Source organism: Arsukibacterium tuosuense, from assembly GCF_900215315.1.
Taxonomy (GTDB): Bacteria; Pseudomonadota; Gammaproteobacteria; order Enterobacterales; family Alteromonadaceae; genus Alishewanella; species Alishewanella tuosuense.
In genome coordinates, this window is the sequence record NZ_OBEB01000002.1 from 62,674 (window position 1) to 88,263 (window position 25,590).

Here is a 25,590-nt window from a genome sequence, read left to right on the forward strand (position 1 = left end):
GGTGGCAACAGCCACCCCGTTCGTTGAATGAAACGGAGATACAGTCATGGCCGGTGGTAAAGAGATAAAAAGTAAGATCGGGAGTATTAACAATACTCGCAAGATCACCAGTGCTATGGAAAAAGTTGCGGTCAGCAAAATGCGCAAAGCGCAGGAGCGCGTAGCTGCAACCCGCCCATACGCTGAAGGTATGCGCAAAGTAATCGGTAATATTGCTCAGGGCAACATCGAATACCGTCACCCGTATTTATCGGAGCGTGACGTTAAACGGGTGGGCTACATTATTATTTCAACCGATCGCGGTCTTTGCGGTGGCCTGAATACCAACGAGTTTAAGAAAGTTGTGCTGGAAATGAAAAGCTGGAAAAGCCAGAACGTGGAAGCTGAGTTTGCCGTTATCGGTAACAAAGCCACCGCGTTCTTTAAGCGTTTCGGCGGTAAAGTTGTAGCACAACAAACGGGTTCAGGTGACGTACCACGTTTGGCTGATGTGATTGGTTCGGTCAAGGTTATGCTGCAGGCATACCTGGATGGCCGGATTGACCGCTTATTCCTGGTATATAACACTTTTGTAAATACCATGAAGCAAGAGCCAGTGATCGATCAACTCTTACCTTTGCCGCAAACAGAAGTTTCGCCAAAAGAGCATAAATGGGATTACCTGTACGAGCCGGACCCGCAACCTATATTAGATATGTTGCTGGACCGCTACATCGAGTCACAGGTTTACCAGGGTGTTGTTGAAAACGCTGCCAGTGAACATGCAGCGCGAATGGTGGCAATGAAAGCCGCTACCGACAACGCCGGTAATTTAATGGACGACCTGAAGTTGGTGTACAACAAAGCACGTCAGGCCGCTATTACCCAGGAGCTCAGCGAAATTGTCGCAGGTGCGGCAGCTGTAGGCTAAGGTGAACAGTTTTGAGAAATTTGAGGAAACATCATGAGTCAAGGTAAGGTCGTCCAAATCATTGGCGCCGTTGTGGATATCGATTTTCCACAAGAAGCGGTACCTAGCATCTATGACGCGTTAAACGTGACTGACGGTGATCTGGCTGGGTTAGTGCTGGAAGTACAGCAACAGCTGGGTGGCGGTACAGTTCGTACTATCGCAATGGGCACCACTGACGGTTTACGTCGTGGTACCCTGGTTGGAAATTCAGGCAAAGCCATTCAGGTACCTGTCGGTAAAGCGACTTTAGGTCGTATTATGGACGTTTTAGGTAACCCGATTGACGAAGCGGGCCCTATCGGTGAAGAAGAGCGCTGGTCAATCCACCGCGCTGCGCCTTCATACGAAGAGCAAGCCGCATCAAACGCCCTGCTGGAAACCGGTATTAAAGTTATCGACTTAGTTTGCCCGTTCGCCAAAGGCGGTAAAGTAGGTCTGTTCGGTGGCGCCGGTGTAGGTAAAACCGTAAACATGATGGAATTAATCCGGAACATCGCTATCGAGCACAGCGGCTACTCAGTATTCGCCGGTGTAGGTGAGCGGACCCGGGAAGGTAACGACTTCTATCACGAGATGAAAGACTCTAACGTACTGGATAAAGTATCGTTAGTGTATGGTCAGATGAACGAGCCACCAGGTAACCGTTTACGCGTCGCGTTAACCGGCTTAACCATGGCTGAGAAGTTCCGGGAAGAAGGCCGTGACGTACTGTTTTTCGTGGACAACATCTACCGTTATACCCTGGCCGGTACTGAAGTATCAGCCTTGTTAGGCCGGATGCCATCAGCAGTAGGTTACCAGCCAACGCTGGCAGAAGAGATGGGTGCGTTACAAGAGCGTATTACGTCGACCAAGACCGGTTCTATCACGTCGATTCAGGCCGTTTATGTACCAGCGGATGACTTAACGGATCCGTCACCAGCCACTACTTTCTCGCACTTAGATGCAACCGTAGTACTGAGCCGGAACATTGCGTCTCTGGGTATTTACCCGGCAATCGACCCACTGGATTCTACTTCTCGTCAGTTAGATCCATTGGTTATCGGTAAGGAACATTACGATGTGGCCCGTGGCGTACAAACGGTACTGCAGCGTTACAAAGAACTGAAAGACATCATCGCCATCTTAGGTATGGACGAGCTGTCTGATGAAGACCGGACCTTAGTTTACCGTGCGCGGAAAATTCAGCGGTTCCTGTCTCAGCCATTCTTCGTTGCTGAAGTATTCACCGGCTCGCCAGGTAAATATGTGCCGCTGAAAGAAACTATCCGTGGTTTTAAAGGCATTCTGGACGGTGAGTATGATCACTTGCCAGAGCAGGCTTTTTACATGGTAGGCTCTATCGACGAAGCGATCGAAAAAGCGAAGAAGCTTTAAGCAACCAGGCTTTAGGAGAGCGAAATGGCGATGACAGTGCAACTGGATGTAGTAAGTGCTGAAGAGAAAATTTTCTCTGGCCTTGTCGAGTCCGTGCAGGTCACAGGCAGTGAGGGCGAGTTAGGTATTTTACCTTTTCACGCCCCGTTACTGACTCCTCTGAAACCTGGCATGGTCCGTATCGTGAAGCAGTTCGGTGAAGAGCACGTAATTTATGTAGCCGGTGGCGTACTTGAAGTACAACCCGACAGCATTACCGTGTTAGCTGATGTTGCGGTACGCGGCGAAGACTTGGATGAGCAGGCGGCATTAGATGCCCAGAAACGGGCAACTGAAGCGATGCAACACGCCGGTGCAGATTTCAATTACGCTGAAGCAGCAGCGCAACTGGCCGAGGCCATTGCTCAGCTGCGGGTTATTCAGAAACTGCGCAAAAAGTAAGGTTACGTTTGTCAGAAAAGCCACCTGCGGGTGGCTTTTTTATTGCAACAAAGAAAAGCCTGATAAGTCGCCTGAGGTTGGCTGGAACGCTGAAAAGTTGTGTATGTTAAACGAAAACGGTAATGTTAAAGCTGCTAAATAAGTCAGAACCAGCCCTGGTATTGGGCGAGTACCAAAGCCGTGTCTGGTTAAAGAGGTAGTATCAAATGAGAGCAATACTGTTAGGTTGGCTGCTCGTCGCCTGCGCCGGTGTTCAGGCAGCAGAACTGACCTTGGAAGATTACGCAAGGCAGTCACAGTTTCTGGAAATTGAAATTTCGCCTACTGGTAAATATCTGGCGGCGACCAGCCGCAGCGATGAAGGCAATATTTATCTGAATGTTATTGATATCAAATCGAATAAAATTATCAGTGTGCGGCATTTTACCGGTCGTGACTCTATTGGTTCTATCGACTGGGCCAACAGTGAGCGGTTGCTGTTGACGTTGGTGCGGGATATCGGTGCGCTGGAGCAGCCGGTCGCAACCGGTGAGATTTTTGCTGTAGACGCCGATGGCTCTAATGCCAGAATGTTAACCGGCTATCGTGCTGACAATGAAAAAACGCCCGCTCAGGTAATAAACTACTTACCAGAGGAAGATAAGTTTGTGCTTATTGTTACCAGCACGCCCAGTCGTAGAGGTTCTTTTAGTCTGGTAAAGCGACTAAATATTGAAAATGGCCGCGCCCGGCAAATCGCCCGTGCGCCGATGCGCTCATCTGGCATGATTACCGATAATGACGGTATTGCCCGGATGGCAGTAGGCGAAGATCAGGAAAATGATAACGAAATGGTACTGATGTACCGCAAAGACGAAAAGTCGGACTGGCAAACGCTGCGCCGCTATGGTCAGCGTGATGGCAGTTTTACGCCAATCGCTTTTTTACCGGATAATAAACGGGTGGTTGGTTTAAGTGACACCCAGACCGATACCAAAGCAATCAGCATTATGGACCCGGAAACCGGCAAAGAAGAGCTACTGGCACATCATCCGAAAGTGGACGTTGCACCACAATTCAGTATAGAAGATGGTTATCTGAAAGAGGTGATTGGTGCGTCTTACGAATATGATCTTCACGAAGATGTCTTTTTTGCGGATATTAAAGATAAAACCTTTAGCGGTTATTTACAAAGCCTGAAAGCGGCTTTTCCGGGTAAAAAAATCGCAATCAATTCAGCAACCCGCGACAACAGTATATTGGTACTGACCACGCGCTCTGCCAATCATCCGCCCGAATTCTACCTGTTTGATACTAAAAACAATCAACTAAGCTTTTTGCTGAATGGCAGGCCCTGGATGAAGCCGGAATTACTGGCTGAAACTAAAGCCGTTATTTATAAAAGCCGTGACGGTTTAGATATTCATGCCATTTTAACCTTACCGCGGGATAAAAAAGCGGAGAACCTGCCGCTGATAATGTTGCCGCATGGTGGCCCACATGGTCCGCGTGATGTTTTGGAAATTGACACGGATGCCAAAGTATTGGCTCAGCATGGTTATGCCGTATTGCAGCCAAATTTCCGCGGTTCAGGTGGCTTTGGCCGCAGTTTCCTGCAGGCAGGTTACCAGAACTGGGGCACGACAATGATTAATGATATGACCGATGGTGTTATGCATCTGGTAGAGCAAGGTATAGTTGATAAGAACCGGGTATGCGCTTATGGCGGCTCTTACGGTGGTTATGCTGCGTTAATGAGTGCCGTGCGCGAGCCTGACTTGTACAAGTGTGCCGTTGGTTTTGTCGGGGTATTTGATTTAAACCTGATGTACACCGATGGTGATATTCAGGAACGGCAAAGCGGCATTAACTATCTGGAAATGGCCATTGGCCGCGATCAGGTGCAGCTTGATGCCCAGTCTCCGATTAAGCATCTGGATAAGTTAAAAGCGCCTGTGTTTATTATTCATGGTGAAGAAGACCGTCGGGTACCAATTATCCACGCCAACCGACTACGGGAAGAGCTGGAGAAGCGCAACCATCCTTATGAGTGGCTGGTAAAAGATAAAGAAGGCCATGGCTTTTACAAACCGGAAAACAACGTTGAGCGTTGGCAGAAAATGCTGGCTTTTTTCGACAAATATATTGGTGAAACTGAAAAAAACTAACATCAGTTGAGCTTTAACATCAAAGCGCCATCTTCGGCTGGCGCATTTCATTCAGCAAAACTTCACCCCAGCCCTGTAATCTGCGTTGATATCTATTAGAATAAGTGTCTATTTGAATACGCGCACTATAGACGATACGAGATTACAGGGATTTATGTTATGGCATTAAATGTAGTAATTCTGGCGGCCGGCAAAGGCACACGGATGAAATCAGATCTACCCAAGGTACTGCACAAGGTGGCTGAACGGCCAATGGTGCAACATGTTATTGATACCGCCCGGGCGCTCGGCGCGGAAAAACCGCAGCTGGTATATGGCTATGGTGCTGATGCGCTGCAAGCCGCCATGGCCGATCAACCATTGCACTGGGTATTACAAGCCGAGCAACTGGGTACCGGCCACGCCGTGGCCCAGGCTGTGCCTAACATTGCTGATGATGAAACTGTACTGGTGCTTTACGGCGATGTGCCTCTGACCCGGCTGGAAACCTTACAACAACTGTTAGCGGCAAAACCGGCTGACGGCCTGGCGATTTTAACGGTAAATTTAGCAAACCCGACCGGTTATGGCCGGATTATGCGCGCTGGTGAAAATAATAGCGGTAACGTCGTTGGTATTGTTGAGCAAAAAGATGCGACGCCAGAACAGTTGCTAATTAACGAAGTGAACAGCGGCATTATGGCACTGCCAGGTAAGCAGCTGAAAAGCTGGCTGGGCAAGCTGTCTAACAGCAATGCTCAGGGTGAATATTACTTAACTGATGTGATTGCCATGGCGCATAGCGAAGGTGTTGAGATTGCCACGGCGCAACCGCAAGATGCGATGGAAGTGGAAGGGGCCAATAACCGGGTGCAACTAGCTGCGCTGGAGCGGGCTTATCAGCAACGCAAAGCTACTGAGTTGATGCTGGCCGGTGCTAATTTGCGAGACCCTGCCCGGCTTGATGTGCGTGGCACGGTTGATGTTGGCAATGACGTGCTGATCGACATCAACGTTATTTTTGAAGGCAAGGTGGTGCTGGGCAAAGGCGTGACCATTGGCGCCAACTGTATTTTAAAAGACTGCACCATTGGCGATAACACTGAAATTAAACCTAACTCAATGATTGAAAAAGCCACGGTTGGCAGCGACTGCTCAGTCGGCCCTTATGCCCGCCTGCGGCCTGATTCGGTAATGCTGGACGACAGCCATGTCGGTAACTTTGTGGAAATGAAAAAAACCACGCTGGGTCAAGGTTCAAAAGCCAACCACCTAACCTATTTGGGAGATGCAGTGATTGGCAGCAAAGTTAACGTCGGTGCCGGTACCATTACCTGTAACTACGATGGTGCCAATAAGTTTGTTACCACCATTAAAGATGGTGCCTTTATCGGTTCGAACAGTTCGCTGGTGGCGCCGGTAACGGTGGGCGTAAATGCCACTGTCGGTGCGGGTAGTGTGCTAACCCGTGATGCGGCTGATGGCGAGTTAGTGGTTGCCCGGGCCAAGCCACGGCATATTGCAGGCTGGCAGCGGCCGGTGAAGATTAAAAAGTAATTATTTCAGAACTGACAAAGCACAAATAAAACAGCCCGCAAATGCGGGCTGTTTTATTAGCATAACTGCATGGCTGATATAGCTGCGTCAGGCTGCGGGTAGCTTCGGTTGCAACTCCCGCTAACGCCTGCGGCCGGGCTCAGACACTCTGTGACGCCCAAATCGGGATTCCAACCTACGCGTTCAAATACCGCTTAGTCCGCTTTATCCACCAGTACGGCAATTGCACCATCACCGGTCACATTACAGGCGGTACCAAAGCTGTCCTGCGCCATATACAGCGCTATCATCATGGCTACTGCCGCTTCGCCAAAGCCAAGCATGGAGCCCAGCAGGCCAACGGCTGACATTACCGCACCACCCGGCACGCCCGGGGCAGCCAGCATCACTACGCCTAAGGTTAAAATAAACGGCAGCATAGTAAGCAGTGACGGAATTTCCAGACCATTTTGCATCACCATTACAGCTACGGCGCAACTAACAATAGTAATAGTTGAGCCGGCTAAGTGAGTAGTAGCGCATAGCGGCACGGTAAAATCGGCAATATTAGGTTTAACGCCATTAGCTTTGGTGGCCTGCAGTGATACCGGAATGGTTGCCGCACTCGACATGGTGCCTAAGGCGGTGAAATAGGCTGGCAGCATGTTTTTAATCAGCAAGAGTGGTGATTTACCTGCTTTAATACCGGCTATGCTGTACAGAATAATGATCCACAGCCAGTGCAGCACCAGAGCCAGTATAAGCACTATCCCAAAGGTTTGCAGGGTGTCGAACACGGTACCGGCTGCTGCCAATTGAGCAAATACCCCGGCAATATAAAACGGTAATAGTGGAATAATCACTTTTAACAGCAGCAGCTGGATAATATCGCGGCCCTGATCTGACAACTGTTTTAATTGCTGCGCCTGGGTGGCGGCAATGCCTAGACCAAAAATAAAGGCCAGCGCGAGTGCCGTCATAATGCCAAATGCCGGCGGAATATTCATTTCAATATAAGGCGTTAAGTCAGCCACTACGCCGGTTGACGTTGCTGCAGCAGCAGGTGCCAGCATCGGTACTACTATCGCCGCCACTAAGAACGCCAGGGTACCAGCCAAAATAGTCGACAGGTAGGCAATTCCCAGGGTGCGACCCAGTAATTTACCGGATTTTTGCGGCAAAGCAGCAATACCACTGGTAATAAAGAACAGGATCAGCAAGGGGATGGTAAAAAACAGCAGTTGGCCAAACAGTGCTTTAAAAGTAATCAGAATTTGGGTCAGCCAATGCGGAGCATACAGGCCAAGCAGCATGCCCAGTACTATACCGGCAATCAGTTTTAAAATTAGCGCCATAATCTTCTCGTTAATTAAAGTTCTTGTTATATGTAGTAAAAGCCCGGATTGTCGCGGCTGAGCATAGCATAAGTTGTCACAGCTGACTGCGCTTTGCTGGTCAGCTGTGTTTTAAGTGGAGAAAATCATGGCACTACACCAATTTCGCTTGTCAGTTTTGCCGGTGCAGTTTCTCGGTCAGGTCAAGCGAAAACCCCTGATCGTCAAGCAATATAAGTCGCATCATCTTTTGCTCAAAGCGCAGATCAGCCAGCACCAGGGTGGGTGGTAATTGATAGACGATAAGCGAACCTGAGCTGATTGACAGAATTTTGGTAGCGAGATCAGACTTTTCTGCCATCTTGCCGGTTACACTGTCACGCAAAAAACTGTGACCGGTAATTTTGACAATGCCGGCCTGATAGTCATCTACCGCGCCCAGGAAAAAACGGTTTTCGTCGTTGCTGAATAATCTGCGATAACAGACCAGTAAAAGGTCACCACTTTGCAACATAATATGTCCCTCTTGCTATATTAATGATCGGTACTGGTATAACGCCTGCCAGAACTTACCTTTACGCTCCGCAAACTCGGTTTCCACATAATGTTTTAATCTGCGTCTGTCCTGCGGATGATCTTTCAGCGCGGAGCCCAGTAATACATGCAACAGCAGTTGGGCATCGGGCTGGGCCTGCTGATAATAGTAGGCATGGGTATAAATGGCATGAGCCACACTAACCGCTTCGGCGGTAGACATCGTGGCCCCGGCCAGCCGATCGGTACTGCGGCCATCCAGAGTCTGGCCATTGCGTAATTCATGAAAAATAGTCGCCAGTACCTGAATCAGCTCAGCATCTGCGGTGATGTTTATATTATTGGCCGCCATCAGTTTGCTGGTTTCCCAGAAAATCACATCCATTTCGTCGTCGACATGGCGGATTGGTTTAATATGCTCAAAACTCAGGCGGCGTTTTAAAGCGGCACTCATCCGCTGCAAGCCTTCGTCCACACTGTTAGCGCTGGCAATAATATTAAAGCCCGCTTTGGCATATAGGGTACTTTCTGCGGCAGGTAACTCCGGTACTACCAGCATTCGCTCCGATAAGATGGACAAAATGGCGTCTTGCAGAGGTTGCGGGCAGCGGGATATTTCTTCAAAACGAAGTATTTTGCCATCCCGCATAGCGCGGTATAAGGGGGTCGTCACCAGCGCCTCAATGCAAGGTCCACTTTGTTGCAGCAGTTGCGGGTTCCAGCTGTAAAGCAGCTGATTTATGTTACTGACCGCGCCACCCTGGATAATCTGAGTAGAGTCGGCACTGATTGCGGCGCCGAGCAGCTCGGATAGCCATGACTTTGCCGTGCCGGGCTCGCCGGTTAACAGCGCGCCTCGCTGAGTGCATAACGCCAGAATAATCCGGGTGACTACGCCGGGTTCAGCAACAAATTTGCGCTCAATTGACAGTTCGGCATCGCCGCTGATAAATTTTTCAACCGCCACCGCCGACATAAACCAACCGGGCGGCACCGGAGCGCTATCTGTCCGCTGCAGCCGTTGCAACTCGGCCGCATAGTGTTGCTCAGCCGGCTTTTTCTGGGTATCAGCTGTTGTCATCATAACTGCTGAACTCCCCCTCGGTGCTCGGGAGCCATTCGCTCCTGCAGCAGAACTTTTGGTAACTCGTGTAGCGGAATAATGCCGTCGATTACCAGGTTCAGCGCGCTGTCGCGCATGGTGATCATGCCGGCGTCCAGCGCTTGCCAGCGCAACTCGCTGGCGGTGTTTTCTCTGGAAATAGCATTACGAATGTCCGCATTCATCAGCAAAAACTCGACCACGGCAATACGACCAACAGTGCCTCTGCCGTGGCAGCGGCTGCAGCCTGCGCCTGCAAAGCAGCGGAAATTGCCGGGTACACCATCAGGGAATAATTCGGCCAGGATTGTCTGGTCTGGCTCGGCGGCTGCCCGGCAATCCGGACAAATGCGCTTGGCTAAGCGCTGGGCGATAACTGCCAGTAATTCACTGGCGATAGAGTTGGGATGAATATTTAGGTCCCTGAGGCGTTGAATCGCATCAACCGCATCATTGCAGTGCAAAGTGGATAATACCAGGTGGCCGGTTTGAGAGGCTCTGGCCGCTTCCAGTGCGGTGGGGTGGTCACGGATTTCACCCACCAGTATCACGTCGGGGTCTTGCCGGACAAAAGCGCGCACCGCATCGGGGAAGTCAAAGCCAATATCAGCGCGTACCCGGGTTTGCTGTACTTTGTCTATCGAGTACTCTATCGGGTCTTCAACGGTAATGACCTTGCGTTTGCCATCATCTGCCAGCTCTTGCAGGCCAGCATATAGCGTAGTGGATTTGCCGGAGCCGGTTGGGCCTACTACTAACACCAGCCCTGCCGGATTATTCAGTAAGCGTTGGTACATGCTGGCTACCCGTGGTGACATGCCCAGGTCTTGCATCGTCATGGCCCGGCCGGTATGTTTCAGCAAGCGGATAACCACATGTTCTGCATGCAGGGACGGTTGCGTTTGCACCCGTAAGTCATACCAATGCTTGCCTTGTTTTACCTGGCTGCGGCCGCCTTGTGGCAAACGTCGCTCTGCAATGTCCAGCTCTGAGCGAATTTTGATCACATTAATCAGTCCTGCCAACTCTGACATACTGATCTGAAAATGGCTTAGGTCATGCAAGTCACCGTCAATTCTCAGCCTTACCCGGGGCATATCCTGATAGCACTCAAGGTGAATATCACTGGCGTGCTCGCTTACGGCTTCCAGCAACAATGCTTCGTACAGCGACACCAGATAAGGATTTACCGGGTTGGGCAGAGCGTCAGCAGCAGTATTTTCAGGATGAGCTTTACTGGCAAGGGCGGATTTTTGCTGGGCCCTGGCACTTACTTCCAGCTGGGTCCACAGCCGACGGAAATCCTCGGGGGTTACCAGGGCACAGTGGATTTTGCCGTTGCCATTCATCACCGCCAGTTCGGCTAAATCCGCATCCGGATTATCAGTCACTACTGTCATCCGGTTGTCTTTTAAGGTAACGGGCAATGCCCTGCTGCGCTCAAGAAAAGTATGCGAAAAGTGGTTAAATAAGCTGCTGTCAACTTGCTTGATCAGGCTGTCAAAATCGATAAATGACAGTTGTCGCTCTGCTGCCATCGCTTTGTATAGGCCTTTACTATGCTGTTGAATTTTTCGGTCAAGCGCGTGCGCAAATAGCTCGTTGTTTCGTTTTGCCTCCTGCCTGGCTTCAGCCAGCATCGCATCATCGGCATAGCCAAGGTCTATCACCATATCGGCCAGGCGGCGGCTGAAATCAATCCAGCCGAGTTTACTCTGGCGGACTAATGTTGCTTGCTGCCTCTGATACAGCACGAAATTTGAAACATGGTCTTTTTCATCTTCGATCACCACCAGCAAACCGTTTTCAGTCAGCAAAGGCACCAGTTGTTCATAGTGTGACAACAGGCAGGTAGCCAGAATAAGCTGGCAAGGCTCACTTACCGCGATGCTGTCGTTAGCGTCGGCCAGCACCAATTGAATATTCTGAATACCTAAAGTGGCAAAGCGCTGACGGGCGTCACTGATTAAGCTGGCATCGCGCTCTACCGCATATACTTTTGCGGCTAACCCCGACAACACAGCGCTAAGGTACCCGCTACCTGCGCCGATGTGTATCACATTGTGCTGCGGTTCAATCTGCGGTAATAACTGTATTATACGTTGTACAGCAGCCTGAGTTGGCATGCTGTGACCAGAAACCAGTTCAACATTTTGCGCTGTGCTGACAAAAAGATGCCGCGGGATTGGTTCTGCGACGCTACTGTTTGCACTCGTCATAGGCTGCTCATCTGTTACTGCTCTCTGCTGTTATTTAGTGTAGTGTCAGGCAAAGTACAACTTATTGCTTTGCATCAACTAAATTTATTTTTTTTGACATCAGCTCAGGTAGTGGTGCTGGCTTGCCAAACAGGTAACCCTGAAAAAGAGCGCAGCCCATTTCAGCGAGTTCCTCAAATTGTTGCTGTTGCTCAACACCTTCAGCTACCACCATTAGCCCCAGCGTTTCAGCCATCGCTATAATAGTAAGTACAATGGCACGATCGGTCTTTTCTATCAGAAATTCTTTAACAAATGACTGGTCAATTTTCAGCACATGTATAGGCAGATTTTTTAAATACGATAGTGACGAATAGCCGGTACCAAAATCGTCCAGTGAGAATGTGACACCTATATCACTAAGGGCTAGTAACTTTTGACGTGTCGCTTCCAGATCATCATGTAGCATGCTCTCGGTAATTTCCAGCTCCAATAAGTTAGCCTGAATACCGGTATCTTTAATGATTTGCTGAACAGTATCGACAAAATCCTTTTGCACCAACTGGCGTTGGCTAACGTTCACGGCAATAGCTAACCGGGCTCCCTGATCCACGAAGTATTTAATTTGCAGACAGGCGGTTTTCAGTACCCATGTGCCAATATCAATAATCAGTCCAGAGCTCTCTGCTAACGGGATAAAGAGATCCGGCGGAACCATACCTTGCTCTGGATGGTGCCAACGAATCAACGCTTCATAGCCAGCTAATTGCCGGACACTATTAACTTTGGGTTGGTAATACAGCGAGAATTGCTGCTCTGTTAACGCTAGTTTTAATTCATGCTCCAGCTTTTGTCGCTGTCGCAACTGCTGCTGCATTTGTTGTTCAAAGAAGTATAGTTGATCACGGCCATGTTCTTTTGAGTGGTACATAGCCAAATCAGCTGACGACATTAACTCATCTATACCTTTATTGTTGTTATTAAACAGTGCAACGCCAATACTGGCGGTTATTTGGTAATGATGACCCTTCAACACAAAGGGCAGGCGTATTTCCTCTAATAATTTATTGCCGAGAATTTCAGCGTCTGCGGCTGCTGTTACCGGATCTGCAGTTTGCAACCTGGCCAGCAAGATAAACTCGTCACCACCAGGCCGGGCCAGGGTATCGGTAGCGCGAATACTTAACTGCAGCCGCTCTGCCAACTGGCGCAGTAAGTCGTCACCAAATGAATGGCCAAAACTGTCATTAAGCCGTTTAAAGTGATCTAAGTCGATAAACAGTAAGGCTGCGAAGTCGCTGCTACGCTGGCACTCAATCTGTGCTTCCTGAATTTTTTCCAGCAGTAAACGTCTGTTAGGTAAGTGCGTTAAGGGATCATAAAATGCTAACCGGTGGATGCGTTGCTGATCTGCTTTAGCTTTACTGATATCGTTAAAACTGGCGATGTAATGGGTAACCTGGCCTTCATTATTTTTCAGGGCATTAATCACAACATGTTCAGGATAAACTTGTCCATTTTTTCGTCGGTTGTAAATCTCACCACTCCAGACATCATAAAGCTCCAGTATTTGCATCATATGTTGGTAAAAAGACGGATCGTGCAGGCCAGAGCTAAGCACCGATGGCTTCTGGCCAATGACTTCGGCTTCGGTATACCCGGTAATCTCGGTAAAGGCCGGGTTTACCCGGATAATACGCCGCTCTGCATCGGTAATCATGATGGCTTCGCGGGTGTGAAATGCCAGAGCATTAAGCTGCTCTGTCGCCTGCATATTTTTTTGCGCGGTAATGTCCCTTACGGCCAGAATAAAGTGCGGCATGACGTTGTTATCTGTTTTTAATGCAGCAATAACCTGAAACCAGCTGGGGTCAGCATCCTGCTCGATAGTCAGGGCATATTGATGGGCATCTGAGCAGCCTTGACGACTGTAGGCTTCGCTTATCGCTTTTTGCATGGCCCTCGCCACGTTATCGGGTAACACTTCGGCAGCTGTTTTACCAATAAACAGCTCGGGGCTAAGATAAAGTTTGCTATCGGGTCTGGAATGAACGCGATGAAAGCGTTCTTCAAGATCAACATCAAATAAAATATCAGGTACTGCAGCCAGAGTAGCTGAAAGCTCCGCTTTCGATTGCAGCATCTGCGCAAAAGGCGCAGCCAGCGTCTCAAAAACCAGAGCCCGGTATAAAAATAAATACGACAAGAGTTTCAGGGCATGGCCTAAAATATTAAAGCTGTCACTGAATTTGCCATATAAGGTGAAATAAAACTCGCTCAGGATCATGGTAACAACAGCAGCAAACAGCGCTGGAGTGTGAAAAGGCCGCTGATGTCGGCGGTAATGTAAAATAAAAAATACCGTTATCAGGTTGATAAAAATAACCACATATTCGGCAATAATTTTTGCTTTAGTCAGGCCAACACCATCAACATAAAATACCGGTAAAGTATTGGGGTGATTAACAAACCAATAATTCAGACTGATTACCGTGGCTATCGCTGCTAAAAGTATCTTGTAGTAAGTGGTTAAGCCGGTACTTTTGTCGGCAACAGGTAAAACAGCAAAACACAATGCAAGTGCGGCAATTAACCGTGCTGCCAGCCAAAAGTTAATAGTTTTTTGTGGGTCATTAACGGTGAAATAATCAGGCATGCCCTGATAAGACAGCAGGTGCGCCAAATCTAACCAGAAAATAGTAAAAAATGAACAGGCTAAAACCACTCCCCGCAGGGTCATGTTCACCAGTGCTTGCTCACGGATAATAGCAAAAATCATTGCCGCAATAACAATAGCTAAGATCTCAAGTACGGTATGTAACGGCAGATAAGCCTGATGGCTTAGTTCAGGTAGGTCTATATTCAGCAGTAAAGGTAAGAACGTTATCAGAATCAACGCCATTAGAAATAACACCAGCTTGACCTGTGACTGGGGTAAGGCTTTTGTTATCAAAGAGGCTTGATTTTGCATGCATTCATTCTAAGTAAATTAGAAAATTCTCATGGTAGAATACCCTCTTTGACTGTATTTTCAAGCAGCTTTAAACAGTTGTTTGTTCCAGAATAACGTGTTGAATAATTTCAGCTTCAGGTAAATGCTGCTTAGCACTGTTTTTCAAACATGCTGATGTACAGCTTAAGATGTTTCACGTGAAGCATTTTCTACTTTGCTGTTTGCTATGCCACATTAGCATTATAGCCCTGCTAACCTCACCGGGCGTTGTCCAGTATACGAAACTGCTGTATCCGGAGGTGTTACTCATATTATTGTGCGGTCATCTGTTACTGCATGCTGTCGTACTTGCTGATAAACGTCGCAACTCCGCCTGCGGGCTGATTGTCTTTTAACAAGCTATCAGAGCTAAGGCTTAACAAGTTGTTATTCAGGTTATACTAAGCTACAACCGGTACTGTGTTAACCGGACAATATTGTAATACAGGGAAAACTTATGCGTAGTGTAATTGGTTTAATGTTCATTTTGCTGTTGGCAAGCTGTGCCCAGCTTGGCTCACTGTCGACTTATAACGTCAGCGAGGCAGACTTAGAGCAGATGTTAAGTTCACAGTTACCGAAACTCACCCGCCAGGCCAATGTTGCCGGTATTCCGCTGAAAATGGCAGTGGATAAAATGCAGGTTGATATTGGCCCCGATAATAGTGATTTGGTAAGGATTAATACTGATGCCTCTGCGGTATTGTCCCTGTTTGGTTTAAGTTATCCGGCTAATTTGCAGTTGCAAATAGAAGGTGCGCCTTACTATGACGCAACCGAAAAAGCGATTTTTATCCGTTCAGTTAAGTTGCTGGACAGCAGTATTGAAGCGGCCGGTTACCGGGGCAATTTAGCACCGGTAAGTAACGAATTGCTGCAGCTGGTTAATGGCTATCTGGCATCAAACCCGGTATACCGGCTTGATCAAACCAACCCCACCATCAGGCTGCTCACTGCGGTACCGGTAAATATGTCGGTACAGGATGGCAAACTGGCGTTTAGTCCCAGCGGCCAGTAGCCATCATTTTAATACAGAATGCCCCGCGGCTTGTGCCCACTTTTAGTCATATAGCACATAAAAAAAGAGTGGCAAAAGCCACCCCAAAGTGCAAGACAAGTAAAACAACGACCAGAGACGGCCCATCCGGGGCCAGTCTGTGTCAGTCCATGACAAGCAAAACTATAAACTAGTATTCATTTAAATGCAAATAATTTTCATTTGTATTTGTTGTGATTTTTAAATTGTTTCTTTCTGAATGATTCTTTTCTATGCGTGTTGTGGTTATAATATCGCCAAGTCGTTGATTTACTATTGATTGTTTAATTTTTGTTTCGGAGTTGTATATGTTTTGGAAAGGACTTCTTGCAGGGTTGATGTGTACTGGCATGCTTTCGTTGCATACTGCGCAAGCATCGTTGATTGAGGGTACAGGTTACGCCAGTGATCAGCAAAATAGTGTGTATTGGTCACTGCTTGACATGCAACTGGATATCGCCCGTTTATCTTGGAGTGATAGTCTTGGAATGGAGAATCAGGCTGGTTTAACAGATATCAATACTTTTGTTAACAGTAATTCAGACGGCTGGCGTTGGGCAACAGCTCTTGAGTTTTCAGCAATTCATAGTTGGTTTGATACAGATCCCATGGCTGATGGCTGGTCAGAGAGCCAAAAAGCAGGTTCCGCATTATTTTTCTTGCTAAATGGCACAGGCCCCGCGTTTTCCAGTCAGCAGGGTTATGATTTCGAAGGTTATAGTTATTGGCAATTTGGCACCTGGCATGAAAGCGCAATGCAATATGTCTGGATGGCGGATTTTGCCTGGAATATTGCCGATGTTAGTTGTGCAACATATTCTGTACTTTGCGCAAGTGGTTATTTTACCGACGAAAACTCCCCGCTTTGGGAAGCTGAAGGTATATTAGAAATGGATAACCTGAATGTAGCACCTTTGTTGGTCAGGGATCGCAATGCAATAGCTGCTGTTGCTGTTCCCGTTAGCTCTTCCGCCCTGTTGATGGCGTTGGGTTTATTGGGATTAGTGCTCCGCCGTAAAGCCTGATAACAGTTATTTAAGTAATTACTTGAGCTGACAGTCTGTTCGCAGGCTGTCAGCTTTTCTTTAAGTTAGTTAGTGTGCAGCAACATGAACCTTATTGATATCATCGCAATATATTTGTATGCATTGAAAAATGTCGCTTTGGTGTTGCTGGTGTTATTGCTGTTTTTTGCGCTGGACGACTTGTTTATTGATATATATTACTGGTTGCGGCGATCATGGCGCGGACTAACGATATATCGCAATCGCTCTGTGTTTGATGAGCAACAGCTATATTTTTGCAAAGAGAAACCAATAGCAATCATGATTCCAGCGTGGCAGGAAGTCGGGGTTGTGGGCAAAATGGCAGAACTTGCTGCATCTGAACTTGATTACGAAAATTATCAGATTTTTGTAGGGACTTACCCTAACGATCCTGGTACACAGGAAGATGTTGATGCCGTCTGCCGGCGTTTTCCAAATATCCATAAGGTTGTTTGTGCCCGTCCGGGACCAACCAGTAAAGCAGATTGTCTTAATAATGTTATTACGTCAATTCTCGAGTTTGAGCGGCGGTCTAAAGTAAAATTTTCCGGTTTTGTGTTGCACGATGCTGAGGATGTGATTTCGGCAATGGAGTTACGGTTATTCAACTATTTACTTCCCCGAAAAGATCTCATTCAACTGCCAGTGTATCCTTTTGCCACTGGCGCCTTGCATTTTACCTCAGGTCATTATCTGGATGAGTTTTCTGAGATGCATGGCAAGGACGTGGTGGTGCGGGAAGCTATTGTTGGTCAGGTACCGAGTGCCGGGGTTGGCACCTGTTTTAGCCGCAGGGCTATCCTGAAGCTTTCTGAAGAAGGCGATGGTTTGCCGTTTGATGTGCAATCGCTGACAGAAGATTATGATATTGGCTTCCGGATGAAGCAGTGGGGCATGGAAGAGATTTTTGTACGCTTCTCGGTAACCAATAACAAACTGGCAGCATTTGCAGAGAAGAACCGCAGTCGCAGCAAGATCGATGGTAATGTCGTCTGCGTCAGAGAATATTTCCCGGAAACCTTTCAAACAGCAGTCAGGCAAAAAAGTCGTTGGATTATAGGCATCGTATTTCAAGGCATAAAAGTACATAAGTGGAGCAAAGACTGGAAGCTGAATTACTTCCTATGGCGCGACCGCAAAGGTGTTGTGAGCTATTTTGTCAGCTTTCTGGCTAATATCATTTTTATTCAGTTGGCCTTGTTGTGGCTGTATCAGGCGATAGCACCAAATGCTTATAACTTTATCGGTGTTTTTTCGGATGACCCGATAATAATTGCCTTATTAAGTTTAAATTTAGTTTTTTTCCTTAACCGCATACTGCAACGGATGATTTTTGTCCGGCGATACTATGGCATAGTGCAGGCATTTCTATCTGTACCACGTCAGCTATGGGGAAATATTATCAACTTTTTTGCCAATGTCCGGGCAATTCGCCAGGTTGTTCAATATGGCGATCCTCGACGGGTAGCATGGGATAAAACTCAGCATCAGTATCCAACAGTTAGTGAGCGGAGTCTCGGATCATCTCTTGGCTCTATTTTAATGCAGCAGGGTGTAATTAGAACTGATCAGCTTAATACAGCGCTGGAGCACAGAGTTCGTGGCGAGAGACTTGGTCAGGCCATGTTACGCTTGGAACTGATTTCTCCTGTACAGTTGGCAGAGGCTCTGGCTTTACAGGCATCAACAGAGTGTCGGCTGATAGATCCTTTCATGTTGGAAGCAAAACCTATTGTCCAGTTTCCGGAGCGGCTGGCTTTTAAATATGCAGTACTGCCCATTGGTATGGAAGATGGCACTTTGCTACTCGCCAAGGAAAGCGCTTTGTCACCTGTAGCGCAGGGCGCTATTGAGCGTCTTTTACAACGTAAAGTCCGCTATGTTATATGCCAGGCTGGAGCGGTAACACTGGGTTTGCGTTACTGGTATATGTTTGATAAATCCTGTAATCCGGAGCAGCAACTGGCACAGTGGTGTAGCGATGGTGACATCTCTGAATCTGCTGTCAAAACTCTGAGGGAGCGATATTTCTCTTGTCAGCTCATGCTCGGAGAAGCGCTGCTGCAGGCTTCGTTGCTTGAACCTGCTTTGATAAATCAGGTAATGATGGGCTATGAATATGACGGTAATCTTAAACTGGGTGCCTACCTTGTGCAGGAGCAGCTAATCTCTGAGCAAGTCCTCGAACAAACCCTAATGCTGCAACAGTCGGTCCAAAAGTCTTTACAACAATTATTTGCTGAATATAAACAAGCGTCAGGCGAGGCAGTCATAGCATGAGCCGGTTTTTCTGCTGTCTAATAATGTTATGCAGCGTTACATTGCATGCGCAGGAATGGCGTGATGGCCTGAGTGAACTACAGCAAAGTCGTGCTTACCCATATGTTGAAAAGTCGTTTGCGCTAAAACGGCAACGACATTTTGCAGCAGCAGCGGTTGAACTTGAAAAAGCACTACAGGTATTACCAGCCCATGCGCCTTTGCTGGACATGTTGTTTGATGCCCAGTTGGCTGTCCCTGACCCAGCGTCAGCTCTGGTTACTTATCAGCGTCTGCCAGAATCGCTGCGTGAAGATAAACTACTTCGTATTGCCCAAACTCAGCTAGATATACAACAACCGCTGGCATTGGCGGAATATTCGGGATTGTTGGCGACATTAAGCGTAGCAGAACAGCATCAGCTTTTAGGGCTGATCACACAACACTTAATTGCTAACCAAAGAATGCAGCAGGCGTTTAATTGGCTGCAGGATAAAACCGAATTACCTGACAGCCTGTTGTTGCAACGAGCCGAACTTGCTGACCAGCTTTCGCTGCCACAACAGGTAATTGCAGATACCGAATCTGTCTCAGAACTACAGCTAACTGGACGGGACTGGCTGCGGTACAGCCTGGCTTTGTTGCAACAGGGTAAACAAGGGCAGGCCATACAATTGGCTAAACAACGAAGTACTGAAGAGTGGGCAAGCAGTTTTTTCCGGCAATTGCTGCAAAGTCAATTGTCTGCGAACGACTGGGCAGGAGCAGAACAGACCTTCAAGTGGTTAGTCCAACATACGAGTCTGACTCCGGCTGAACACTTGCAACGATATCAAAGTGCACTTAACAATAAGAATACCGCATTAGCGAAAAGGCTAATTGTTGATCTGCAGCTGAATTGTCTTGATAAAGTTGCAATGTATTTGCAGGCAGAGGCAGGCGACGAAGCAAGAGCTCAGTTTGAAACATGTCCAGTGCAGCAGCGTGCTGAATGGTTGACATACGCTGATCGCTGGCTATCTGCCGATGCTCTGGAAGCAATAACCATACATGATGCAACACTAGCAAAACGACAAGCCGAGATGGTGTTACAAAAACGCATTGCTGCCAATGATTATCAGACATTATTAAAGCGAAAGTTTTCGCAGCCTTTGCGACAACAGGATTACAACTTGTTGATTACCAGTATCAATGCGTTGACAGACACCACAACACAACGCATGTACCTTGAAGCACTGTACCAGGTAATGCCTGATGATTACCTTCTGGATCAGTTAAGCTTTCTTTATATTGAGACACAACAATCACTGCAGGCGCTCAAGCTGTTGGAGGATGCGTTACCCTTTTCCACAGAAGCGATGGCGCGTGGCGTGTTGCCTGAGCGGTTACTTAATTTATTGCAACAACAAAACATCGAACAAATCGCCACTGTGCTGCAAAAACTAGAAGGTTGGTCAATATTGACGGCTGAGCGCGCTGAGCTTTGGCGAATTGCTGGCCGTTGTAAGCAAGCAGAGCAATTGCTTACGCCTGCCCCGCAGGATGCGTCAGGCTGGAAAACGCTGGCTCTTTGCGCCAATAATCAGCAACCGGCGGCTGCTATACAGTTTTGGCAGCAGGCATATCAACTGCAGCCTGATCCGACATATCTGCAACAGATAGCTTACCAATATCAGTCAATGAAACAGCCGGCCCAGGCATTAGAATACTTACAACAGTTACCTGCAAAGTTGTTACTGCCAGCAGATTGGCTCAGCATGGCAGAGCTGGCGTTGCAAATTGGCGATAGTGTAACAGCCGCTGACTATTTGCAGCAGGTTCAAACACAATTGCCAGTTGAACGAGCCCGGCAGCATGCTATTCAGGCCGCATTGTTCCAACAGTTAAACCAACCATCTCAGGCATTCCAAAATTGGCAGGATGCCGCAACACTGCAGCCACAAAACGCTGAATATCAATTGGCGTATGCTTATGTATTGGCAGAGAATGAGCCTGAAAAAGCACTTGAGGTTATGACAAGTATACAGAAGGCTGGCCATAAGTTTGATGCAACAGGAAGCGCGCAGCTGGCCTATTTGAATAAGCGACTGGGCAATTCTGACGCAACACAGTACTGGACAGGTTCGGCACTATTGCAATATCAGCAGCAGGATTTTGTAAGTAATTCAGAGCTGAATAATCAGTTCAGTTTGCTTCGCTTGCAGCAGCAATTGCAGTCATCCTGGCGGTTTAGTAGTAGTGTCAATCTGACTAGCGGCGCGATAACTGGCGAGCGACTTGTCGCTAGCAACGCTGAACTGGCCAGGAATGGGATGGCACTTAAGGCCGAGTATTTCCTGGACCCGCTGCAACAAGATTTATCGTTGTATGCAATAGTAGCCAGCAATGGCAATGATTCTCCCTGGCAAAACCTGGGACAGCAATATGGTGTCAGCTATAAACCTGTTTCAAATCTGAATCTTTGGTTAAGTGCAGGGATAGAGCAATACCCCCTGGCCGAGGGCGATTGGCACAGCTTACTTCGCATCAATGCCGATTTACTCAATACCACCCCCTGGCAGGCAGAGTGGCGGCCATCGCAGCAGCGATGGTGGGAGCGAAAACTTTATATTGATACGGTGTGGTGGCCAGACTCTGGCAGCCGGCTGGCTCAGTTACGCTATGATCAAGGGCGGGTATGGAAACTTAATACTCTGACAGCGCAAGCCATAAAGTGGTATGGTTTGGCTCAGTTTGACTACCGGCGTCAGGCTTTAGAAACAGGCCGGCCAGTAAGTGGAAACCAGCTTAGCACGGGTATGGGATTGCAATGGCGTTTTTGGCCTGGTCAGCTTCCCGTGTTGTTGGAAAAACAGCGCTTTGAGGTAAATGCAGAATGGCAATATCAGCTGGCAGGCGACTTAAATCAGCGACAGCATGCTTTGTTGTTGCAATTTTACTTAGCCTGGTAGCGTGCCAGTCAAACAGTAGTTCACATGGTAAAACGGTATTTTATCAACCGCTTAATCAGGACAGAACGGTCAGTCAGGTACAATGGCAGCAGCTGTTTGAAGCAGCTGCTAATCACGGTTACCGCTCATTGGTAGTACAGTGGACGCGGTACGACAACGTTGACTTTATGGCGCAAGATGCGCAGTTGAAAAAGGTACTGCAAGCAGCAGAGCAATTTAACTTTACTATTTGGCTGGGGTTGAACAGCGATGCCAGTTACTTTAGCCAAATGCAGCAACCTGAAGATGAGCGGCGACGTTACTTCAAACTGCAGCTGGCGCATAACTTATTGCAACTGAATCGTTTAAAAAAGCAAATGCTTGTGCCAGCAGCAAACTTTGCCGGTTGGTATCTGCCGGTTGAACTGAATGATACAGATTTTTCTACACAAGCTCAGATATCATGGTTGGCGGCTGAACTAAGGTTATTTAAAAGCAGTGTCAAGGAAGCCGTGGCAGTAAGTGCATTTAGTAATGGCCAATTGTCAGACAATGAGTACCTGGGGGCGCTGCAGCAAATATCGGATACTGGCTTTCACATTTGGTTGCAAGACGATGCTGGGGTGGGCTTTAAGTCACCAGCCCGGCGGCAGGCGCTGCTGGCGCAACTGCCTTGTCGTTTTGCGGTAATTTCAGAGCATTTTCGTCAGTTAACCACCCATGAGTTAGCCTTTCAGGCCAGAGCGGCATCGAATGAAGAAATCGCTCTGGCACAACGGGCGATTAAAGGCTGCCATGCTCAAATCGTATTTTCACTTCGCTACCTGCCTTTTGCTGAAGGGGTGTTAGTCTACAAATAATACTGTTTTCACCTTTTCTGCTTATGCACCAGACATCATCTTGCCTGACAAAACGTAATAACTCTGCTCAATACACGGTCACCACCGTGAACAAATCTGTAATCTGGCGACACCGAAACTTGCCAAGCGATAAAAACGGCGTAGAATATGTTTCGTTTCGAAACATCATCGAAAGAAAAAAGTAAAATCTATGAATAAACGCAATACCCAACAGCGACGCCATCTGATCGTCAGCCAACTGCAGCAGCAGGGCGAGCTTTCAGTAGAGCAACTGGCCGAACAATTTCAGACCTCTGAAGTAACGATTCGGAAAGACTTAACCGTGCTGGAGCAGGCGGGTTTATTGCTACGGCGCTATGGTGGCGCGGTACCGGTACCGCAGGACTTTATTGCCGACTCCAGTTTTGAAAAAGTTTCAAAGCGAAAGCTGGCGATTGCCAAAGCCGCTGCAGGTCTGATTAAAGATCATTACCGGATTATTATCGACAGCGGCCGCACCACCGCCGCGTTATTGCCTGAACTGGCCAGTAAGCAAGGCCTGGTGGTAATGACTAACTCATTGGGTATTGCCAATGCCCTGCGCGAACTGGAGAACGAACCCACCCTGCTGATGACCGGCGGGACCTGGGATCCGCAATCGGAAGCCTTTCAGGGCCAGCTGGCTGAGCAGGTGTTGCGCGCCTATGATTTTGATCAACTGTTTATTGGTGCCGATGGCATAGATTTGGCGCGCGGCACCACCACTTATAACGAGCTGTACAGTTTAAGCCGGGTAATGGCCGAGAGCGCGCGCGAAGTCATTGTTATGCTGGAATCGGACAAGTTGGGGCGGAAAATTCATAACCTGGAACTGCCCTGGGCCATGGTAAAAGTGCTGGTGAGCGACGATGGATTAAGCGACGAGGCCGCGGCCCGGATAATTGAACAAGGGGTGAAGGTGATCAGGGTTCATGCCTGATTCACCCGCTCAAATTAAGCTGCATTTAACGGATTAACGGAGATAAATTATGTGTGGAATAGTCGGCGCTGTGGCGCAACGTGATGTCGTGGATATTCTGGTTGAAGGCCTGCGCCGCCTCGAGTATCGGGGTTATGACTCAGCGGGTGTCGCTGTGGTTAACGCCAGTGGCGAACTGACCCGGTTACGCCGTTTAGGCAAAGTAAAAGAGTTAGCCGATGCCGTTGCGGCGACACCTGCGACCGGTGGTACCGGTATCGCCCATACCCGTTGGGCCACTCATGGTGAACCGAGCGAGCGCAATGCGCACCCACATGTATCGAGCAATATTACCGTGGTACATAACGGCATTATCGAAAACCACAGTCCGCTGCGTGACGCATTAAAAGCCAAAGGCTATGTCTTTACCTCAGACACCGACACCGAAGTTATTGCTCATCTGGTAGAAGAAGAGCTGAAAAGCGCCGGTTCGTTGTTAGCGGCAGTGCAAAAGTCGGTGAAACAGTTGCATGGTGCCTATGGCACAGTGCTGCTGGATAAAACCGATGCCAGCCGGGTAGTGGTCGCCCGTTCAGGCAGCCCCTTGGTGATTGGCCTGGGCATTGGTGAGAACTTTATCGCTTCAGATCAGCTGGCATTATTGCCGGTGACCCGCCGCTTTATCTTTCTGGAAGAGGGCGACGTGGCAGAGATCACCCGGCATAGCGTCAGTATTTTTGATAAAGCAGGTAACGCCGTCGAGCGCGAAGTACATGAGTCGAACGTCAGCTACGATGCCGGGGATAAAGGCCAGTATCGTCACTTTATGCTTAAAGAAATTTACGAACAGCCGCATGCTATCAATAACACCCTGGAAGGACGGTTAAGCAGTGATTCGGTGCTGGACGAAACCTTTGGTAATGGTGCAGCCGAGCTGTTCAAAAAAGTTAAGCACGTGCAAATTGTTGCCTGTGGTACCAGTTATCACTCCGGTATGGTTGCGCGCTACTGGTTGGAATCGTTAGGTGGTATTTCCTGTAACGTAGAAATTGCCTCTGAATTCCGTTACCGCAAATCGTTCGTGCAACCGAACAGCCTGCTGGTCAGTATTTCCCAGTCGGGCGAAACCGCCGATACCTTAGCCGCGCTGCGCCTGGCTAAAGAAGCGGGCTATGTTGGCAGCTTAACCATTTGTAATGTGGCGGGCTCCTCCCTGGTGCGCGAATCTGATTTAGCCTTTATGACCCGCGCCGGCGCCGAGATTGGTGTGGCCTCTACCAAAGCCTTTACCACCCAGTTGGTTGGCCTGGCCATGTTAACCCTGGCCATTGGCAAATATAACGGCTTAACGGCGACCCAACAGCGCGAACTGACTGCAGCACTGCAAAGTTTACCGGGCAAACTGGAGCAAACCCTGGCGCTGGCGCCACAAATTGAAGCGCTGGCACAAGAGTTTGCTGACAAGCACCACGCATTGTTTTTAGGCCGTGGCGATCAGTACCCTATCGCGATGGAAGGGGCGTTAAAGCTAAAAGAAATTTCTTACATCCATGCTGAAGCTTATGCAGCAGGCGAGCTGAAACACGGCCCGCTGGCGCTGATTGACGCCGATATGCCAATTATCGTGGTTGCACCAAATAACGACCTGCTGGAAAAGCTGAAATCGAACGTCGAAGAAGTACGGGCCCGCGGCGGTATTTTATACGTATTCGCTGATACCGATGCCAAATTCCAGTCCGACGCTACTATGCGGGTGATTAACGTGCCACACGTCGCCGACATCCTGGCGCCTATTGTCTACACCCTGCCACTGCAGTTATTAAGCTACTACGTCGCCATTATCAAAGGCACCGACGTCGACCAGCCACGTAACCTGGCAAAATCGGTTACGGTGGAATAAGGTACTGTAATAACGTTAAAGGCCATCAAC

General features: G+C 48.3%; 17 protein-coding genes. 12 read left to right on the forward strand and 5 right to left on the reverse strand.

Going from position 1 to position 25,590, the window contains the following annotated elements; all coding sequences use genetic code 11:
- The first annotated feature begins 46 nt into the window (after window positions 1-46).
- The 5 genes from atpG to glmU all read left to right on the forward strand — a co-directional run bounded on the left by atpG (window position 47) and on the right by glmU (window position 6,453).
- On the forward strand, window positions 47-910 hold the full coding sequence (gene atpG, locus CRO03_RS04845) for a F0F1 ATP synthase subunit gamma (protein ID WP_019676213.1): 864 nt from the start codon (window positions 47-49) through the stop codon (window positions 908-910).
- Window positions 911-943: 33 nt separating this feature from the next.
- Window positions 944-2,329: a F0F1 ATP synthase subunit beta gene (atpD, locus tag CRO03_RS04850; RefSeq protein WP_097110509.1), complete on the forward strand. Its 1,386-nt coding sequence runs from the start codon at window positions 944-946 to the stop codon at window positions 2,327-2,329.
- A gap of 24 nt (window positions 2,330-2,353) precedes the next feature.
- Window positions 2,354-2,770: a F0F1 ATP synthase subunit epsilon gene (locus CRO03_RS04855; RefSeq protein ID WP_019676211.1), complete on the forward strand. Its 417-nt coding sequence runs from the start codon at window positions 2,354-2,356 to the stop codon at window positions 2,768-2,770.
- 206 nt (window positions 2,771-2,976) lie between these two features.
- Complete coding sequence (locus CRO03_RS04860) at window positions 2,977-4,917, forward strand: alpha/beta hydrolase family protein (RefSeq protein ID WP_097110510.1); 1,941 nt, start codon at window positions 2,977-2,979, stop codon at window positions 4,915-4,917.
- 159 nt (window positions 4,918-5,076) lie between these two features.
- Window positions 5,077-6,453, forward strand: a complete 1,377-nt coding sequence (glmU, locus tag CRO03_RS04865) for a bifunctional UDP-N-acetylglucosamine diphosphorylase/glucosamine-1-phosphate N-acetyltransferase GlmU (RefSeq protein WP_097110511.1) — start codon at window positions 5,077-5,079, stop codon at window positions 6,451-6,453.
- 194 nt (window positions 6,454-6,647) lie between these two features.
- On the opposite strand, the gene CRO03_RS04870 is transcribed toward glmU, so the two are convergent.
- From CRO03_RS04870 to CRO03_RS04890, 5 genes are all read right to left on the reverse strand, one after another.
- Window positions 6,648-7,787 (reverse strand): dicarboxylate/amino acid:cation symporter, encoded by a 1,140-nt coding sequence (locus tag CRO03_RS04870; protein WP_097110512.1) that lies wholly within the window; start codon window positions 7,785-7,787, stop codon window positions 6,648-6,650.
- Window positions 7,788-7,938: 151 nt separating this feature from the next.
- Complete coding sequence (locus CRO03_RS04875; RefSeq protein ID WP_097110513.1) at window positions 7,939-8,280, reverse strand: hypothetical protein; 342 nt, start codon at window positions 8,278-8,280, stop codon at window positions 7,939-7,941.
- 15 nt (window positions 8,281-8,295) lie between these two features.
- On the reverse strand, window positions 8,296-9,384 hold the full coding sequence (locus CRO03_RS04880) for an ATP-binding protein (RefSeq protein ID WP_097110514.1): 1,089 nt from the start codon (window positions 9,382-9,384) through the stop codon (window positions 8,296-8,298).
- Window positions 9,381-11,621 (reverse strand): ATPase, T2SS/T4P/T4SS family, encoded by a 2,241-nt coding sequence (locus CRO03_RS04885; protein ID WP_097110515.1) that lies wholly within the window; start codon window positions 11,619-11,621, stop codon window positions 9,381-9,383. The genes CRO03_RS04880 and CRO03_RS04885 overlap by 4 nt, the downstream gene beginning before the upstream one ends.
- Window positions 11,622-11,682: 61 nt before the next feature.
- Window positions 11,683-14,502 (reverse strand): bifunctional diguanylate cyclase/phosphodiesterase, encoded by a 2,820-nt coding sequence (locus CRO03_RS04890; RefSeq protein WP_097110880.1) that lies wholly within the window; start codon window positions 14,500-14,502, stop codon window positions 11,683-11,685.
- Window positions 14,503-15,049: 547 nt separating this feature from the next.
- Here CRO03_RS04890 and CRO03_RS04895 point away from each other — a divergent pair.
- The 7 genes from CRO03_RS04895 (at window position 15,050) to glmS (ending at window position 25,560) form a co-directional block, all read left to right on the forward strand.
- Entirely contained in the window at window positions 15,050-15,610 is a 561-nt protein-coding gene (locus CRO03_RS04895; protein ID WP_097110516.1) for a YceB family lipoprotein, read from the forward strand.
- A 326-nt stretch (window positions 15,611-15,936) separates the two neighbouring features.
- The gene (locus CRO03_RS04900; RefSeq protein WP_141397724.1) at window positions 15,937-16,653 is read left to right on the forward strand and encodes a hypothetical protein; all 717 of its coding nucleotides are present in this window, start codon (window positions 15,937-15,939) and stop codon (window positions 16,651-16,653) included.
- Window positions 16,654-16,737: 84 nt separating this feature from the next.
- Window positions 16,738-18,954: a glycosyl transferase family protein gene (locus tag CRO03_RS04905; RefSeq protein ID WP_097110518.1), complete on the forward strand. Its 2,217-nt coding sequence runs from the start codon at window positions 16,738-16,740 to the stop codon at window positions 18,952-18,954.
- Between the two features lie 23 nt (window positions 18,955-18,977).
- Window positions 18,978-21,884 (forward strand): NfrA family protein, encoded by a 2,907-nt coding sequence (locus tag CRO03_RS04910; RefSeq protein ID WP_170948949.1) that lies wholly within the window; start codon window positions 18,978-18,980, stop codon window positions 21,882-21,884.
- Entirely contained in the window at window positions 21,809-22,723 is a 915-nt protein-coding gene (locus CRO03_RS04915) for a DUF4434 domain-containing protein (RefSeq protein WP_097110520.1), read from the forward strand. Before CRO03_RS04910 ends, CRO03_RS04915 begins: the two co-directional genes overlap by 76 nt.
- Before the next feature lie 190 nt (window positions 22,724-22,913).
- A complete protein-coding gene (locus CRO03_RS04920) occupies window positions 22,914-23,681 on the forward strand; it encodes a DeoR/GlpR family DNA-binding transcription regulator (protein WP_097110521.1) in 768 nt (255 codons plus the stop codon).
- A gap of 49 nt (window positions 23,682-23,730) precedes the next feature.
- On the forward strand, window positions 23,731-25,560 hold the full coding sequence (glmS, locus tag CRO03_RS04925; RefSeq protein ID WP_097110522.1) for a glutamine--fructose-6-phosphate transaminase (isomerizing): 1,830 nt from the start codon (window positions 23,731-23,733) through the stop codon (window positions 25,558-25,560).
- Window positions 25,561-25,590: the final 30 nt, after the last annotated feature.

Excerpts from the sequence above, each read along its gene's own strand:
- CRO03_RS04890 (WP_097110880.1), bottom strand. The coding sequence starts at position 14,502 with ATGGCGTTGATTCTGATAACGTTCTTACCTTTACTGCTGAATATAGAC.
- CRO03_RS04885 (WP_097110515.1), bottom strand. The coding sequence starts at position 11,621 with ATGACGAGTGCAAACAGTAGCGTCGCAGAACCAATCCCGCGGCATCTT.
- CRO03_RS04910 (WP_170948949.1), top strand. The coding sequence starts at position 18,978 with ATGTTATGCAGCGTTACATTGCATGCGCAGGAATGGCGTGATGGCCTG.
- CRO03_RS04920 (WP_097110521.1), top strand. The coding sequence starts at position 22,914 with ATGAATAAACGCAATACCCAACAGCGACGCCATCTGATCGTCAGCCAA.
- CRO03_RS04895 (WP_097110516.1), top strand. The coding sequence starts at position 15,050 with ATGCGTAGTGTAATTGGTTTAATGTTCATTTTGCTGTTGGCAAGCTGT.
- CRO03_RS04905 (WP_097110518.1), top strand. The coding sequence starts at position 16,738 with ATGAACCTTATTGATATCATCGCAATATATTTGTATGCATTGAAAAAT.
- glmS (WP_097110522.1), top strand. The coding sequence starts at position 23,731 with ATGTGTGGAATAGTCGGCGCTGTGGCGCAACGTGATGTCGTGGATATT.
- CRO03_RS04870 (WP_097110512.1), bottom strand. The coding sequence starts at position 7,787 with ATGGCGCTAATTTTAAAACTGATTGCCGGTATAGTACTGGGCATGCTG.
- CRO03_RS04855 (WP_019676211.1), top strand. The coding sequence starts at position 2,354 with ATGGCGATGACAGTGCAACTGGATGTAGTAAGTGCTGAAGAGAAAATT.
- CRO03_RS04915 (WP_097110520.1), top strand. The coding sequence starts at position 21,809 with ATGGCAATATCAGCTGGCAGGCGACTTAAATCAGCGACAGCATGCTTT.
- atpG (WP_019676213.1), top strand. The coding sequence starts at position 47 with ATGGCCGGTGGTAAAGAGATAAAAAGTAAGATCGGGAGTATTAACAAT.
- CRO03_RS04860 (WP_097110510.1), top strand. The coding sequence starts at position 2,977 with ATGAGAGCAATACTGTTAGGTTGGCTGCTCGTCGCCTGCGCCGGTGTT.
- atpD (WP_097110509.1), top strand. The coding sequence starts at position 944 with ATGAGTCAAGGTAAGGTCGTCCAAATCATTGGCGCCGTTGTGGATATC.
- glmU (WP_097110511.1), top strand. The coding sequence starts at position 5,077 with ATGGCATTAAATGTAGTAATTCTGGCGGCCGGCAAAGGCACACGGATG.
- CRO03_RS04900 (WP_141397724.1), top strand. The coding sequence starts at position 15,937 with ATGTTTTGGAAAGGACTTCTTGCAGGGTTGATGTGTACTGGCATGCTT.
- CRO03_RS04875 (WP_097110513.1), bottom strand. The coding sequence starts at position 8,280 with ATGTTGCAAAGTGGTGACCTTTTACTGGTCTGTTATCGCAGATTATTC.
- CRO03_RS04880 (WP_097110514.1), bottom strand. The coding sequence starts at position 9,384 with ATGATGACAACAGCTGATACCCAGAAAAAGCCGGCTGAGCAACACTAT.